This is a genomic window from Chryseobacterium sp. CH21 (assembly GCF_004119445.1).
GTDB lineage: Bacteria > Bacteroidota > Bacteroidia > Flavobacteriales > Weeksellaceae > Chryseobacterium.
Map to the genome: position 1 here is coordinate 1 of NZ_QICI01000064.1, position 16,213 is coordinate 16,213.

Annotated in this window: 14 protein-coding genes and 3 pseudogenes; 6 read left to right on the forward strand and 11 right to left on the reverse strand. The window is 35.3% G+C overall.

All coding sequences use genetic code 11. From position 1 onward, the window contains the following. Window positions 1–438: 438 nt before the first annotated feature. Window positions 439–2,245 (reverse strand): annotated as a pseudogene (locus tag BOQ62_RS13780) (hypothetical protein). A gap of 246 nt (window positions 2,246–2,491) precedes the next feature. Here BOQ62_RS13780 and BOQ62_RS13785 point away from each other — a divergent pair. Together BOQ62_RS13785 and BOQ62_RS13790 are read left to right on the forward strand one after the other, a co-directional pair. Continuing rightward, window positions 2,492–2,938 carry a hypothetical protein gene (locus tag BOQ62_RS13785; protein WP_129040359.1) on the forward strand — a complete coding sequence of 149 codons (447 nt, stop codon included), beginning with the start codon at window positions 2,492–2,494 and terminating at the stop codon, window positions 2,936–2,938. Continuing rightward, complete coding sequence (locus BOQ62_RS13790; protein WP_129040361.1) at window positions 2,910–3,470, forward strand: hypothetical protein; 561 nt, start codon at window positions 2,910–2,912, stop codon at window positions 3,468–3,470. Before BOQ62_RS13785 ends, BOQ62_RS13790 begins: the two co-directional genes overlap by 29 nt. 96 nt (window positions 3,471–3,566) lie before the next feature. Here the strand turns inward: BOQ62_RS13790 and BOQ62_RS13795 are convergent, their stop codons facing one another. Both BOQ62_RS13795 and BOQ62_RS13800 read right to left on the reverse strand, forming a co-directional pair. Beyond that, window positions 3,567–4,175: a hypothetical protein gene (locus tag BOQ62_RS13795; protein ID WP_129040363.1), complete on the reverse strand. Its 609-nt coding sequence runs from the start codon at window positions 4,173–4,175 to the stop codon at window positions 3,567–3,569. 580 nt (window positions 4,176–4,755) lie between these two features. Further along, entirely contained in the window at window positions 4,756–5,535 is a 780-nt protein-coding gene (locus BOQ62_RS13800) for an AraC family transcriptional regulator (RefSeq protein WP_129040365.1), read from the reverse strand. A 71-nt stretch (window positions 5,536–5,606) separates the two neighbouring features. Here BOQ62_RS13800 and BOQ62_RS13805 point away from each other — a divergent pair, with 71 nt between their 5' ends. Continuing rightward, entirely contained in the window at window positions 5,607–6,812 is a 1,206-nt protein-coding gene (locus BOQ62_RS13805; protein WP_228414129.1) for a CynX/NimT family MFS transporter, read from the forward strand. 82 nt (window positions 6,813–6,894) lie between these two features. Here BOQ62_RS13805 and BOQ62_RS13810 read toward each other — a convergent pair whose 3' ends face one another. Next, the gene (locus tag BOQ62_RS13810; protein ID WP_129040367.1) at window positions 6,895–7,662 is read right to left on the reverse strand and encodes an MBL fold metallo-hydrolase; all 768 of its coding nucleotides are present in this window, start codon (window positions 7,660–7,662) and stop codon (window positions 6,895–6,897) included. 92 nt (window positions 7,663–7,754) lie between these two features. Here BOQ62_RS13810 and BOQ62_RS13815 point away from each other — a divergent pair, with 92 nt between their 5' ends. Both BOQ62_RS13815 and BOQ62_RS13820 read left to right on the forward strand, forming a co-directional pair. After that, window positions 7,755–8,069, forward strand: coding sequence for a winged helix-turn-helix transcriptional regulator (locus BOQ62_RS13815; RefSeq protein ID WP_129040369.1), 315 nt, complete (start codon window positions 7,755–7,757; stop codon window positions 8,067–8,069). 82 nt (window positions 8,070–8,151) lie between these two features. Beyond that, the gene (locus BOQ62_RS13820; RefSeq protein ID WP_129040371.1) at window positions 8,152–8,706 is read left to right on the forward strand and encodes a hypothetical protein; all 555 of its coding nucleotides are present in this window, start codon (window positions 8,152–8,154) and stop codon (window positions 8,704–8,706) included. Window positions 8,707–8,823: 117 nt separating this feature from the next. Here the strand turns inward: BOQ62_RS13820 and bioA are convergent, their stop codons facing one another. The 6 genes and pseudogenes from bioA to BOQ62_RS13850 form a co-directional block, all read right to left on the reverse strand. Beyond that, entirely contained in the window at window positions 8,824–10,116 is a 1,293-nt protein-coding gene (bioA, locus tag BOQ62_RS13825; protein ID WP_129040373.1) for an adenosylmethionine--8-amino-7-oxononanoate transaminase, read from the reverse strand. A 180-nt stretch (window positions 10,117–10,296) separates the two neighbouring features. Next, window positions 10,297–10,545 (reverse strand): annotated as a pseudogene (locus tag BOQ62_RS13830) (aminotransferase class III-fold pyridoxal phosphate-dependent enzyme); the annotation flags it as partial. 297 nt (window positions 10,546–10,842) lie between these two features. Next, the gene (bioB, locus tag BOQ62_RS13835; RefSeq protein ID WP_047374806.1) at window positions 10,843–11,826 is read right to left on the reverse strand and encodes a biotin synthase BioB; all 984 of its coding nucleotides are present in this window, start codon (window positions 11,824–11,826) and stop codon (window positions 10,843–10,845) included. Beyond that, complete coding sequence (bioD, locus tag BOQ62_RS13840) at window positions 11,826–12,440, reverse strand: dethiobiotin synthase (protein ID WP_129040375.1); 615 nt, start codon at window positions 12,438–12,440, stop codon at window positions 11,826–11,828. The genes bioB and bioD overlap by 1 nt, the downstream gene beginning before the upstream one ends. Window positions 12,441–12,500: 60 nt before the next feature. Then, the gene (locus BOQ62_RS13845) at window positions 12,501–13,610 is read right to left on the reverse strand and encodes an aminotransferase class I/II-fold pyridoxal phosphate-dependent enzyme (protein ID WP_129040377.1); all 1,110 of its coding nucleotides are present in this window, start codon (window positions 13,608–13,610) and stop codon (window positions 12,501–12,503) included. After that, a complete protein-coding gene (locus tag BOQ62_RS13850) occupies window positions 13,603–14,226 on the reverse strand; it encodes a hypothetical protein (protein ID WP_129040379.1) in 624 nt (207 codons plus the stop codon). The genes BOQ62_RS13845 and BOQ62_RS13850 overlap by 8 nt, the downstream gene beginning before the upstream one ends. A 66-nt stretch (window positions 14,227–14,292) precedes the next feature. Between BOQ62_RS13850 and BOQ62_RS13855 the strand changes: the two genes are divergently transcribed. Continuing rightward, the gene (locus BOQ62_RS13855; RefSeq protein ID WP_129040380.1) at window positions 14,293–15,783 is read left to right on the forward strand and encodes a PLP-dependent aminotransferase family protein; all 1,491 of its coding nucleotides are present in this window, start codon (window positions 14,293–14,295) and stop codon (window positions 15,781–15,783) included. Window positions 15,784–15,994: 211 nt separating this feature from the next. Here the strand turns inward: BOQ62_RS13855 and BOQ62_RS13860 are convergent. Next, window positions 15,995–16,213 (reverse strand): annotated as a pseudogene (locus BOQ62_RS13860) (hypothetical protein); the annotation flags it as partial.

Consider the following 16,213-nt stretch of genomic DNA (forward strand, 5'->3'; position numbering starts at 1 on the left):
ACCTTTGGCGCTTAATGATTCACCCTGTTTCTTGTGGATTAATTAATACTATAAAGTTAATTTACGTAATTCAAAAAACTTTATAATACAAACTAAAGGGCGCAAATAAATTAAAAACTAACTGCTTTAGGGCGCAAAGATTTTATCTCCGATAAAATTGAATGCTGTTTATTTTATGTCTCTCGCAAATACCAAAAATTAAACAAATCCCAATAAAAAGATTTGTATAATCTTCTCATTAATCGGCGGGAAATACTTATACCATATCTCTTGCTGAAAATCTTTGATTTTCTTGCGCCTTAAAAAATATATATTGTAATGTAAAGCTTTGCGTCTTTGCGTTTCTCCAAAAAAACACATATGTTTCATTAGTAACTTAAAAAAATAAAAACAGCCCATGTAAAAGCTGTTTTTATTATCTATCAATTAAAAATACGGTTACTTTTCAACCTGAGGAACCTCAATAGCGATAAGCTGAAGCTTATATTCCTGTAATTGATGGTTGATATTTGATAAACCGTTGCTGAAGAATGATGATGTTTTAAAAAGCTCATGATAGTATTCTATCCCTTCAAGTATATTTTTCTTGAAAGCATTCCATTTTTTTGTCTGCGAATGGGTAATCTGTACAGTTGATTCTGTAATTTCTTTTTTAAGATAATCCACATACATTTTCAATTCGTTAATAAACATATTCGGACGTTGATTATCAGAAAGAATATTGGTATTTCCATAAATATGTTTTACCATTTCCGAAAGAGAAACCTCTTTATCAAAAAAGGCAATATTGGGTCCGGGACATATTACAACCCCTTGTTTTTCGCCTTTAATTTCAAGGTTCTGCTCCATGTATGCTGCATTCACAAGTCCTACGCATAGGCAGGCTTTATCAGTAATTTCAGATTTTCTTTTATCAAATTCCTTTTCAGTCAAAGTTTTCTGTTCTGCATACAGCTCTTTCAGTTTGATATCCTGATATTTTTTAGATGCAGTACAGGTTCCTTCCTGAGAGAATTCTTTGCTTAATGCCAGAAGTTTTTTGGGACAGGAACTTCCATATTTCCCTTCCGCTTCTTTTTCATGCTTTAAGATTTCATTGGATGTTCCTTTTACTGTGTTGAAAGGCACTCCCAAAGGCGAAATATTGCTCAGATAGAAATCCTGTTGTTTTGATTGCAACAGCAGATTTCGGGTTTCGGGATCTACAGACGTTGCTTCCGGTACCAATAAAAACGGAGAGCCCCATCCTACACTATCCACATTATAATTAGCCAATAAAAACTCGTGTTCCTCGGATGTTCCTACTCCACCCTGAACCGTAATTTTCATTTCTAAAGGCTCGGAAACGGCGTGCTTTCCTTTTTGTTCTAAAGCTGCTGTCATTAAGTTATGAGCAGATTGTATCAGATCATTTTTTTCTGCTTAAATTCTTCCATGATAGGTCCCAGAAGCATTCCCTCGGTGGCAAAAGCATGGCCTCCGCAGTTCAATCCGGATTCTATTCTGTATTCTGAAACCCACAATCCTTTTTTTGCTAGAAAATTTCCCTGGATCATGGCAGAACGGAAATCGCTTACTTTAAGAATAATTTTCTTTTTGATTTTTCCGTTTTCGTCCGGGAAAAAGTCTTCGAACTCTTCCATATAGCTATACAAACGAGGGTTCATGCCTGCAGAAAGAACCATTGATGATGATAATTTACTTTGGGCAAATCCACGCAACGAAGCATGGGCATCATTGTACATCACAGGAAGCTGCTCATTTTTGCGATAATTGTCTTTATCCACTTTCGTCATGATATTGACGTCGATACTTCCTGGTTTTAAATTGGATTCTATAAAGTTTTTGATATTGGAACTCCATTCATCTTTTTGATTGATAAGATTTTGAAGACTGGTTTTAAGATCAGAAGTATTCGGAAGCATGCCCATGAAGTCCTTCAGAGCCTCTTTATTTTTGCTGATTTCCTGCTTGAAAGATTCAAATTTTTCATTCACGATATCATCCACCATATCCAGATAAGCGGTAACTCTTTTTGCCCTGTAATCCTCTGTTTTTGTTGAAATTCCGAAATAGTCAAGATTGAACTTTTTGTTGTAAAAGTTCTTCATTTTTCCAGAATTTCATCATCAATGATGGAGATCACAGAAGAAATTCCATATTGAGCAACACGAATAGGGCTGTCTATTGTGTAAGCCAGTCCCATTACCGGAATATGGAAATTGTGCAAAGTTTTTTTTGTCATAAAGTTTTTGATAAAAGTTCTTTTGTTATTCATCTAAAAATCCTTTACAACTATTCACTTCTTAAAAATATTATTTTAAAATGAATTATGCATCAAATAGTATTTCACAATATAAAAAACATGTCAAATATCATGTTTTTTTGCTGAATTCTATGAATCTGTTTTAATGATAAATCAATAATTGCATGCTGATGAAGTAACGTTAGTTTTTTTACTATATTTATTGATTAAACTAATAGCCATCACATGAGAAAAAATAAAGGATTGTTTGCCGGAATAATCACTGCTATTATTGCTTTTTCTTCTTCTATTATAATGATTGTAGCGTTTGTCGTTATGGAAACTGCGAAAAATGCCTCTGATAGTATAGGTAACATTTTTACCATTGATTCAAATATTAAAGAGCAGATGATAACAGATTTTATCTTTCTCGGACTTACAGGGATAGCTTATGTATTTTCTCTCAGAAAGATTAAGAATGAGAGCGTTTCATTTATTATTCTTTTAATTTTCATGGCATCCATATTTGTTTTTGGAAGTAATTTGCTTGTTCAGTTTGAAGCATTGAAGGTAGAGAAGCTTGATGGGCAGTTTGATTTTATATTTTTGAAAAGTTGGCCTACACAGCTTTTATTTATCCTATTATTGGATTTATTTATGACAGATGCAGAAGACAATTTTATGTGTAGATGATACGATCAAAAGAATATTAAGCGTAGGATTGTTTTTAAGTTCTATATGGACTTTTTCCCAAAACGCCAACGAAAGTCTTGCTGATTATTTAAAGAATGCAGATACCATTCTTCTTACGAGTCATGAAGATCTCAGATTGGATATGGAAAGCCCCGGAAAAAGTAGAACAATATACAGAGACCTTCTAAAAAATGGTGTCCCTAACAATGAAATCATAATAAATAAGGTGATATTAACGCCTGATTCAAGACAGAAATTAATACAGATAATAAAAGACCAGAAAAGTATAAAAGGCTGGGATGGATCTTTTTGTTTTGAACCACACAATACTTTGTTCATTTATAAAGAAAATCAGTGGAAGAATATTGAGCTATGTTTTGGGTGTAAACAATATGGCCACAGTAAGGATGTACCTGTTAATAGAGAAGAGTTTTTGCACAGTTACCATGACTGGCTCAATCTTGAGGCGTTTTTCAGAGAACACGGTGTACAGTGGGAGGTTCCCAAAAAGAAAAGATCAGAGACTGACTGATCTTTTTCTTCTTTTTGCAAACATAGTTAATCAATTCAAGTACTCTCGAACAACCAATATAAAATTTTGATTTAGATCAAAAAAGGCAGAAGGATTCTAATCAAGATTCAACAAGCCATCAGTAAGCTGCTTCCATTGTATTTTAGCTGCTCCAATCATTCCTCCGGGTGCTGTGGTAATATTTCTTATAATATCGAGAAAATTAGCATTGAGATTAGGTCTTTCATTTCGGCCGTATACGGCGGCTTTCAAGTGAGCCGGATTTCTGGAGATCATAAAGGTAGAGCTGGCTGCAGAACTGTAAAAATGAGCAATATGCCGACTTTTTTTATTTTGTGGATTGATGGATGGTCTGCAGGTCATCGATATACTTTCGGAAAAGCTGTCCTGATAAAAACAGATATCACTAATTTCTACCCAATCATATCCTTTGGACTCAGATTCTCCCGGTCCCGGAATATCAATGCGGATAAAATCTCCTTTTTGAGGTTCACGGTCTACCGGATGACCATTAAAGTCATACAGTTTAAATGCTGCAAATGTTTTTCCGCAATAATCTTCCCATTTATTTATTGATAAGAATCTTTCTCTCAATATTTCAAACTTCAACGGAATCAGGTCCTGTTTAAATAGTATTCTGCTTTCCGTATCGTGGAAACCTCCGAATGTTTGTGTAGGAACTCCCTTGAATGTTTTTGGCCCCATGTAATTTTATGTTTTGGAAAACTAATACAAAAACTGTACTGAATTTTATGAGCAGCGTCATAAAAAAGTTAAACAATTGTTTAAATACAGGCTTTCATAAATCGTAATTCCAGAATAATTCACTTTTAATGAATATTTGATTTTAGCTAAAAAACAGCACACAATTCATCAAATGGCGAATTATCTTTGATAAGGGATGTTTTTCTATAAAGAATTCCGGAATCCTAAAAAAAGTAAAATCATTTAGAGAATAATTATTTTCGCTTAAAATAAATAATTTTTAAAAAAAATGAACTTACAGTGTCTTATATAACGGGATTTTTACTTATATTTGTGAATCGAAATAATTTTTTTTCATCATTTGTGTTTTTTTAAGGTCTTCATTCGTGGAGACCTTTTTATTTCAATAGTCTCATAATTGAATATAGCCTATTGATGTGGAAATGAGTCAAAATGTGAAATATTTCATTTTTGAAACAAGCCGATTGCTTTTATGTAAAGGAATATCTAAAGTTTTAGTATGTTAATAAATCCCTTTTTTGATATATTTCAACCCCCTTTGCAGGTGCTTTAAAGGGTATTAAATAGTTTTAATGAAATCTGTAGGCCTGAACTTCATCATGGTAAAAAAGCTTTTGGAATAAGCCTGTACACTCTTATATCCTACCTTATATGCCGTTTCTGAAATGGTGAAATTTTCTGAACTTAAAAGCTCGAGACTTTTAATAATACGAAGCATCTGCTGGTATTTACTTAATGTGAGTCCGGTTTCTTTTTTGAAAATACGTTCCAGAGTACGAAAAGATAAAAGGGCTGCATCACTGAGGTCTTCCATCTTAATTTCATCCTGATAATGATTATGAAGATACTCCATGACTTTGGTAAGCCGTTTATCTTTTGGAAGGATGATATGAAGGGTAAAGGAATGTTCTACAAATCTGGGAAGTTCGTTGAACAAAGCTTTTAAAAATAGATTCTCATTGCTGTCTGAAGTCATTAATTTAGACCATTTTTCAGCATATTTTATCATTTCTTTTAAAACCGGAGGAACAGAAAATACATTTACTTCATGATAAAAAGGTTCTTGGGTATCAATATCTGCAAACATGATCATCAGTTTTATCTTTTCAGAATGAGAATTGGTCTTATGAACAGTATGGGGAGGAATCCACACCGCATGGTTCTGAGGAAGCAGGTATATTCTTTCTTCAATGGTAATATATTGGAACCCGCTTTCTACGTATACCAATTGTCCTTTCTGATGATGATGCAGAACATCATCATGCACCCAGTTTTCTTCAAACCAAACAAAATAAGGTTTTTTCAGCTCATCTATTTTAATGCTGTCATTGGCATTCATGTCGTTTTGGATTAAAACTTTGGCAAAATTAAACAAAATTACTGTGCTAATTTTGTACAAAAGTTTTTATTATGATGAAGAATGAAGTAAAAAGGAATGCTTCGTATGTTTTATTACTCATTAATGTTCTGGTAGTTGTATTAATTTCCAGTAACCTCCGTTCACCAATTGTAGCCGTAGCTCCTGTATCGGGGGAGATAAGAAATGCATTGAAACTGGATAATTTTCAGGTAAGTCTGCTTACTTCTATTCCTCTGTTTATGTTTGCTGCATGTTCCGTACTTGTAAGCAGGTTTTCTAATAAATTTGGAATCAGTAAACTATTGATGTATTCTCTGATTATTTTAAGTTTCGGATTGTTTCTTAGAATTACAGGTTCTCTTTGGCTGTTATTTTTAGGATCTATATTCATAGGTTTGGGAATATGTATCGGAAATGTGGTAACTCCGGGATATGTTAAGAATAATTTCCCGAAAAAAATTGGTCTTATGACAGGGATTTTTGCAGTATCCATGAATCTTACGGCGGCTTTAGCTTCAGGATTTAGTGTGAAAATTGGAGAATTGACTGGTTTTGGGTGGAAAGGTTCCCTGGGAATCTGGCTTGTGATTGCAGCATTGAGTTTTCTGGTTTTATCGTTGGAATTTATATTTAATAAAAGAAATCCAAATCAGCCTAAAACAGCACTCAGTACTTCAGATTTTAATATGTTCAAATCTGCTCAGGCATGGAATATCAGTATTTTTATGGGACTGCAGTCTTTATTTTATTATTGTCTGGTAGCGTGGCTTCCTTCATTTCTTGCTGATTTTCATATGCAGGGAGAAAGTTCCGGCTGGGTATTTTTTGTGATTCAGATTACGATGATTCCTGTCACATTCTGTTGTCCGATTATTGCCAGTAAAATGAAAGATCAAAGGTGGATGATTCTTTTTATATGTATTCTGATGTTCGGAAGTACAATGATGTTTGTATTTCTGAAATCTCAATGGATCTATGTAAATGCAGTGATTATAGGAATTTCTAACGGATTGTCTTTCAGTCTGTCAATTCTGTTTTTTTCTACGAGAACGAAAAGCAGTATCAATGCTGTAAAAATATCAGGAATGGCACAGTCTGTAGGATATCTGATTGCTGCATTCGGTCCTCCGCTGTTTGGAAAGCTGCACGACTGGGATATTTCCTGGAACAGTTCATTCTATCTATTAAGCTGTGCTGTATTGCTAATGTTGTATTTTGGACTGAAAGCGGCGAGAAATAAGTATGTGGAAGATTAAAACTATACTATTAAATAAAAGGATAGAATGTACTTCTATCCTTTTATTTGTCTTTGTATTGATTCTTTTTAATATTCAAAAATTAAAAATAAAGTTCAGCTTCTTCCCCATCATTAAGGACAAAACATCTCTCCTTTAATTCGTTTTCATTAATTTTTTCCTGAATAAATTTCCGGTCTTCCCCACAATGGCTTACGGCCTCCAGATGGGTTATCCAAATCGTGGATTCCGGAGCGTATGTGGAAACTTTTTTAATGTCTTCACTGGTCATAATGATAGGATCTCCTACAGAAAAAGTGGCAGCTCCTCCCGCTACAATAATGTGCTGTGGTTTGTGTTTGTCAATTTCTTGTGCAATTTCTTCATACCAGATGGTGTCTCCTGCGATGTAGACAGATTGGTCTTCTTTTTTAAAGACAAAGCCATTCACAATTCCCATTTTTTCTCCAATTTCTCCGGTTCCGTGCTGGCCTTTGGTAGTAGAAATTTCGATATTCTTCCATTGAAGTTGATCATTTACGATTAAAATATTTGTAAATCCCTGTTCTGCAATATAGTCGGCAATAACATTTGAACAAATAACCGGAATGTTTTTATCGAGAAGTTCTACTGCAGCAGCATCCCAATGATCAGGATGAAGATGGGTTACCGCTACAGCATCAATTCCTTCTAATTTTTTCTTTAATTCTTCTCTGCTGAAAGGCAAATCTACAAGAGGATTCAGCAATTCGCTGTCTGTCATAGGGATTTTTCCCATGGAACCTTTGTCTCCGAGCATGGGATCTATCAGGATGGAAATTCCATCAATATTCAGTAGCAATGTTGCATTGCGCCATAATTGTAATTTCATTTTGAGTATGTTTGTAGAACAAAGCTATTGACTGATGAGAGGAAAACAATCGAAGGTTACCAAAAGGTTAACCATAAATATTCAATTGACTTATGAATTTTGAAGAATTTAAAAACTGTGGATTAAGACGAAGCCTGACTATTCTTTCCGGCAAATGGAAACCTTTGATTCTGCACAATCTATTTGAAGAAGATCAGGTTCGTTTTGTGGAGCTTTGGCGAAATATGCCCCGTGTTTCAAAGAAAGTGCTTGCAGAGCAGTTGAAACAGCTGGAAGAAGATTGTATTATTGAAAGGATTGAAGTTTATAATTTCCCGCCGGAAGTCTATTATAAATTAACAGAAAAAGGACAAAAACTTGGGCCTATCCTTTCAGAGCTTCATTCCTGGGGAAATGAACTGGGTTAAAAAGATTTGATTAATATTTTATATATTGTCGGATATTACAGTATAATTTTAAGTGTATAAAAACTAATAACAATTTCTACAAATGAAAAGAATCATTATTTTGATATCCTGTGTATTAGGTACATGGGTCACTGCACAGATAGCACTTCCGCCTACCATTCAAAGATCTAATACAACATCCCGCGGACTTACCATCAATTCAAGAAAAGGGACATTAATTGAGAAAAAAATCATCAATTTAGGCAAGTTTAAAACCCTGAATATTCAAAAAATTGTAACAAAAGATGTTTCTGACAATTCATTTGATACTCTTCTGGGAATCATGTATGAATATGAAACTTTTGATGAAATCTCCAAAAAGACTCTTACGATTGATAAAAATGAGCTGGGGAAACTGATTCAGGCTCTTCAGACTGTGGAACAGAAAGAAGATGAAAAGGCTGACCCGGAAACCAAATATAAGTTTATAACGATGAGTAATATTGAATTCGGAAGTGTTTATCGTGAAAAACTTTCTTCGTGGGTTAATTATATAAAAATCCCTTCCAATCATTTTAATCAGAACTTACTGGAATTCAATAAAGAGAAATTAAAAGAATTAATTACTATTTTAAAGAAAGCGGAGCAGGAACTCTAAGAAAACCAGACAACTATTGTGGATATACAACGTTAAAGATAAAAATCTTAAAAACCTTATAGGTTCTGGAAACCTATAAGGTTAAAAAATTAAAAATAATTATTACTGAAGGGATCGTTACTCTTTAAACTGATCTAACACTTCCATAATATTCCGATAGACAAAATCCAATTCTTCTGATGTGATACAATATGGGGGAACCAGATAGATTACATTTCCCAGCGGCCTCATAATAATCCCTCTCTGTAAAAATTCATTGTAAAGCTTCTTCCCTATTTCATTGAAATAAGAAGTATCATTCCCGGTTTTAAAATCGAACGCTAAAATAGTTCCGATCTGACGAACCTTTTCTACATGAGGATGAAAAGCAAGTGCTTTCACAAACTCAGAATGTTGATGAGCGATGCGGTTGATATTCATTTGAGTTTCGGTTGTAAGTAAGAGTTCCATACTGGCAAGAGCTGCTGTACAGGCCAAGGGATTGGCTGTAAACGAATGCCCATGAAATAAGGTTTTATATCGGTCATCAGAAAGAAAAGCATTGTAGATTTTATTGGAACAGGTAGTGATTCCCATGGGCATAGTTCCTCCTGTTAATCCTTTTGAAAAACACATAATATCAGGCTTTTCCGTAAGATAATCTGCGGCAAAAAGTTTTCCCGTTCTTCCAAATCCTGTAAAAACTTCATCTTGAATCATAAGGACTCCTTCTTTCTTACAGAATTTCATCAGTTGGCTAAGATCTTCAGCCTTGTACATCAACATTCCGGCAGCACCCTGAACTAAGGGCTCATAGATAAAACAAGCTACTTCATCAGCAAGTTCTTTGATTTGTGCATGCAGACTTTCAAGGTTTTCAGCATTGGGTGTATCAATAAAAACGACTTCAAAGAGCATACTTTCAAAAGGTCTTGTCCAAAAACTTTTTCCACTTACAGACATGGCTCCGAAAGTATCTCCATGATAAGCATTTTTAAAAGCTAAAATCTTTGTTTTCTTTTTGCCTTTATTGTATGCATATTGAATACACATTTTTAAAGCAACTTCTACTGCCGTTGAACCATTATCAGAATAAAATACCTTTTCCTGGCCAGCCGGAAGAAGTTTCAGTAGATTTTCTGAAAGCTGTACGGCTGGTTCATGCGTAAATCCTGCAAAAATAACCTGTTCCAGTGTGTTTAACTGTTCAAAAACACGCTGCGCAATATAAGGATGAGAATGGCCGTGCAACGTAACCCACCATGATGAAACAACATCCAGATATTTTTTTCCTTCATTGTCATACAGGTAAATTCCTTTTCCTTTTACAATGGGAATGGCGTCATCAGCGGTTTTCATCTGGGTATACGGATGCCAGTTGACTGCTTTATCTCTCTCCTGCAGGCTGATTTTTTTTGTTATAGTATTCATATTTTGATGTAAAAAGTGGTAATGAGTGGTAAATTGTTTACATTCTAGCGCAATGATCGCTAAGTTTTTCACTTTGCATGCCTTTATTTTGAGTTCGCAAAGGCGTTTCACTCAGCTATTAGAAACGTTCTTTCTTGCTTGAATAGAATGCCTTTGCGAACAAAATATTTTTCAGAATTAAAATATTACTTTGTGAACCTTAGCGTTAAAAACTAATATTAATATTGATGAAATCAAATGCCCATGCAAAGTTACCCACCATGATGAAACAACATCCAGATATTTTTTCCCTTCGTTATCATACAGGTAAATTCCTTTTCCTTTTACAATGGGAATGGCATCATCAGCTGTTTTCATCTGCGTGTACGGATGCCAGTTGACTGCTTTATCTCTCTCCTGCAGGCTGATTTTTTTTGTTATTGTATTCATATTTTGATGTAAAAAGTAGAAACGAGTGGTAAATTGTTTACATTTTAGCGCAATGATCGCTAAGTTTTTCACTTTGCATGCCTTTATTTTGAGTTCGCAAAGGCGTTTCACTCAGCTATTAAAAACGTTCTTTCTTGCTGAATAGAATGCCTTTGCGAACGAAATATTTTCAGAATTAAAAATATTACTTTGCGAACCTTAGCATTAAAAACTAATATTAATATTGATGAAATCAGATACAAATGTTGCGATAAAAATAATCCAGCTCATGACTCATAATTTATCATTTATAATTGTCTAGCAGCATGTTTCTTTTTTCATCATAGGCTTCAGTCCTAATGTCTGAAGCATCTGCATATCTTCTGAAACTCCTGGATTAGGTGTCACCAACAAGGTTTCTCTTTCTCCTGTGAAAATGGAATTCGCTCCTGCCATAAAGCACCATGCCTGCTCTGTTTCAGACATTTCTATACGGCCGGCACTTAATCTCACCATAGAAGATGGCATTACAATTCTTGCGGTAGCAATCATTCTTACCATTTCCCAGGTATCAACTTTTTCATTGTCTTCTAATGGTGTTCCTGCTACTCTTGCTAATGCATTGATAGGAACAGATTCCGGATGTTTTGGCATTGTTGCTAAAGTCAGAAGCATTGAAATTCTGTCTCTGTGGGTTTCTCCAAGTCCGATAATTCCTCCTGAACAAACTGTAATTCCTGCTTTTCTTACGTTATTTATGGTATTGATTCTGTTGTCAAAAGTTCTGGTAGAGATGATCTCTTCATAATATTGTTCAGAAGTATCAAGGTTATGATTGTAAGCATATAATCCTGCTTCCTGAAGTCTGATCGCCTGTTCTTCGGTAAGCATTCCCAGTGTACAGCAAACTTCCAGACCAAGATCGTTGACTCCTTTTACCATATCAATTACCCTGTCAAAATCACGGTTATTACGTACTTCACGCCATGCTGCTGCCATACAGAACCTTGAAGATCCCGAATCTTTTGCTTTTTGAGCATGAGCAATTACGGTTTCGGTGGGTAATAAAGCCTGTACTTTAATATTGGTATGGTAACGGGCTGCCTGTCCGCAATAGGAGCAGTCTTCAGGGCATCCTCCGGTTTTGATAGATAATAAGGTGGAAATCTGTACTTCAGAAGGATCATGCCACTCACGGTGTACGGTGGCTGCTTTGTAGATCAGCTCCATCAGAGGAAGGTGGTAAATTTCTTCGATCTCTTCTTTAGTCCAGTTGTTTCTCAATGTTGTTTTTGTATCCATTATTCTATTTTTGTTATTGTTAATTGCTTCGCAGCAAGTTGTATAGATTCCTTATCCGTACTGTTGATTTCGGGAATCTTTATAATTTTTGTTTCTTTTTCAATAAAACTGCAGATCACTCTTTCTGTATCTTCCGGGAAATCACCATTAAGAATTAAATATTCCAGCTGTATTTCTCTTTGTCGTAATGCAATGATTGACAATAAGCTGTGATTGATACATCCTAAATAATTTCGGACCACCAATGCTGCCGGAAGGCTTAATTCTTCAATCAAATCTATCATAAAAGTAGTGTCTGATATGGGTACCATAAGACCTCCTGCTCCTTCTACAATTAATGGGCTTGCTGTTTTTGGAAGTTGGAAATCATTCAGCTTGATGATGATATTTTCTTCTCTTGCGGACTGATGTGGTGATGCAGCCAACTGTAAACGGTAAGTTTCAGGATAGCAAGCATTAGTATCAGTCCATGCTTCAATTTTATGGCTGTCTGTATAGTGAAGATCTCCGGACTGTATAGGCTTCCAGTATTCTGTTTTAAAATACTGAACCAAAACAGCTGAGCACACTGTTTTTCCTATTTCAGTTCCTATTCCTGTTATAAATAATTTCATGTTTTCGGGGTTCGGGGTTCGGGATTCGTGTTCCGAGTTTTGAAAGTTTATTTTTTTACTTTAAATAAATTCTTTAATAATTCCTGTCAGTTTTACAATTTCTTTTTCCGTATTAAAGCTGTGAAGACAGATTCTCAGTCTTTCGCTTCCTTCTTTTACTGTGGGACTGTAGATGGCGTAGGTTAAAAATCCTTCTTCAGATAAAATGTTCTGTAATGCTTTTAATCTTCGGTTGTCGGGGATTAGAATAGCCTGAATCGGGCTCGTTTCTGCGGATGGAGACTGTAAATTTCTGCTTCGGAAAACTTTGATGTTATTCTGAAGTTTTTCCGCCAGTCCATGATTTTGATCTAAAAATTCATATCCGGTTTTGATACTCATCCATTGAAAATCCTGTGCTGAAGTGGTATAAATGAAGGGGCTTGCAAAGTTGACCAGATAAGATTTCACTGTTTCATTGCAAAGAATGGTCGCTCCGTGGGCTCCCAGAGCTTTTCCGTAAGTGATAACAGCTGCTGAAATCTGATTCTGTAATTGATATTTTTCAATCAATCCATATCCAAAAACACCGAATGTATGAGCTTCATCTACAATCAAAGAAGCTTTATATTTCATTGCAATCGAAGCGATTTCCTGAATAGGAGCAAAATCTCCTTCCATTGAATAAAGACTTTCTACGGCAATATAACAATGTCCTTCCTGTCTTTTTAAAATGTTTTCAAGATCTTCAGGATCATTATGTTTAAACTTCAGCTTTTTAGCATTGGATAGTTTGCAGGCATCGTGTACCGACCGATGAATCTGTTCGTCCACAATAACAGTATCATGACGGCTGGGAAGTGTGGAAAACAAAGCCAGATTCGCATTATATCCGGATGGAAAAAGCAGCGCAGACTCAAACTGATGTTTTTGAGCAATATCCTTTTCCACCGAAACCGCAATATCACTGTTGCCGCTAATTAACCTTGAACCTGTACTTCCGGAAAGCAGCTGAGGGTTATCTGTAACCTTTTGCAGCAGTAATTGTTGAAGCTCTTTACTTTTTGCAAATCCAAGATAGTCATTGGAATAAAAATCGATTCCATAGGATTGAATCCGCAAACGCCTTAACGTCCCTTCCTCCTTTCTTTTGTCAAGAGATTCCTGAAAATGAAAGATACTACTAAGCATAGTTCAATTGAGCGACTTCCTGAGTAATTGCATTAATCCACTCCTGATGCAGTTCTTTTTCTATAGTTAAAATATTTTCTGCATGGTGCTTCCAGTCTGGTGAAAATTCATTAAGCTGATGAATCATTTCTTCCAAATGCCCTTCTTCTTCAAGAATGATCGATTTTACCATAATTTTAGAAGAAGCTTCGGTAAGCGCCTGCTGATATACGGGATAAAGCTCATCTGCACGAACTTCAATAGCATAGGTTACAAAAAGATAAGCAGCATATTTAATATCTGTTTTGTCAAGGTTGAAAGCCTTCTGAAGATAACGACAGGCTTTAATATCCAATGAGTGAAGATATTGACTTGTGGCGATAGGTGCCAGAAGTTCTGTGCTTTCGTAGGTTTTGCAGAGTTCAGGATTTATTTTCCCGATTTGTTTCTTTAAATAATAAGCGTGACGGTGCTCTTCAGCAGCATGTTTCAACTGAATCTGAGAAACCAATGTTGGATGTTCACATTTTGATATTTTTCTTGCACCGGCATTTTCCATAAAAGAAAGTGTATTCAGCCACTTGGCATGCGTACTTCCTTCCTGTACAATTTTTTTTAACAGATGATGAAATTCCATAGATTTTTATTTTGATGTCAAAAGTAGTATATTGCCGGATGGTTGTATGGTGCCAGTTTTGATATTATGGATAGTCCGGTTAGAATTCCCTATGAAAGTTTTATTAAAATAGATAGAAAGTCAGATACTTCTATCTATTTACAGATTGCCAATCAGCTAATCAATGCCATTCAGAGAGGATTTCTGCCTTTCGGAACGAAACTGCCGGGGACAAGAACGTTTAGTGAAATGTTGGAAATCCACAGAAATACGGCAGTTGCGGTGTATGATGAACTGTCTGCTCAGGGTTGGACAGAGAGTTTTCCCAACAAAGGAACGTTTGTCATTGGAAAAGATCAGGAAAAACCTGTAAAATTGAACGATTTTGAGCAGAATAATCTTCAAAACTACCCTGTTTCGACTGGTTTTTCATTCAAAACATCCAATATTCTTGATAATCCTTTTGAACATTCAAACTGTGAATATGTCTTTAATGATGGGGTACCGGATATCCGCTTAACTCAAATCGGACAGCATTCGAGGTTTTATAGTTCTATTTTGAAACGCAAATCCAATCAAAAAGCGCTGGGACATTATAATCATGACGGAAGTGAATTTTTTAAAGAACATTTATCCCAATATCTGAACCTTTCCCGTGGACTTCCTATTTCCAAGAATAATCTGCTCATCACCCGAAGTACGGAAATGAGTATTTATATTGTTTCCGAAATTCTTCTTTCTGCAGGTGATACCGTATTGGTAGGTGCTTTGAGCTATTTCTCCGTCAATATGATCTTTATGAAAGCTGGAGTTGATATTGTTTCTATTCCTATTGATGAAGAAGGAATTATAGTGGAAAGTGTTCGTGAAGCCTGTAAAAAGCAGAAAATACGGATGCTCTATCTGACTCCTCACCACCACTATCCTACTACGGTTGCTTTGAGTGCTCAAAGAAGATTTGAGTTATTGGAATTAGCGAATGAATATGGATTTATTATTCTGGAAGATGATTATGATTATGAATTTCATTACGATAAAAGCCCTATTCTTCCGTTAGCCAGTGCTGATACAAACGGAATGGTAATCTATATTGGCTCTTTCGGTAAATCGTTAGCCCCAGGATTCAGGACAGGATTTATTGTTGCTCCGGAGAATCTGATGACGGAAATGCGTAAATATCTTGGTATTATTGACCGTCAGGGAGATATTCTGATGGAAAGAGCGCTTGGAGAAATGATTGCAGAAGGGGAAATTAATCGTTATCTGAAGAAATCTTTAAAAGTTTATCAGGAAAGACGTGATTATTTTTCTGTATTACTGGAAGAGAATCTTGGGGATTTTATTACTTTTCAAAAGCCTTCGGGAGGGCTCGCCATATGGCTGGAATGGAATATTCCGCTAAATCTAATGCAGCTGAGCCGAAACTGTGCAAAAGACAATCTTTTCATTCCTAAAACGTTGCTGTATCAGAATAAAGGGCTTACAGCGATGCGTCTGGGATTTGGAGATCTTAATTTTGAAGAGATGAACAAAGGGATTGAGGTTTTTTCAAAAAATGTGAAGGAATTAATTGGGTAATTAAATCTCTCGCAGATTTAGAAGATTCTGCAGATTTTTCATAGATACCAATAAAGTTTGTGAAAAATTACATCATATTTCCTGCTGAAAATCTAATATTGAGCCAAGTCGAAATGTTCTTGCGTCTTAAAAATGCATGAATATTAAAAAATTTGCACCTTTGCGATTTTCCAAAAAAAGATATTATTTAATTTTTTGTTCGCAAAGATTTCTATGTTAATACACAAGAGAAATTTGAATTTTTTATTGACACAAATTCTTCTTTTTGTAAAAATGGCTGTTTTCTATTGATGACAGCCATTATTCTGTGTACTAATTTATTTCTTACCGCATTCAGGACACTCATTTTATTTTTTCCTTCACTTACTTTTCTTAGGAAATAAGTTTTTAATTCCTTATCTGATCTTATACTTGCCATTGCTGACATATG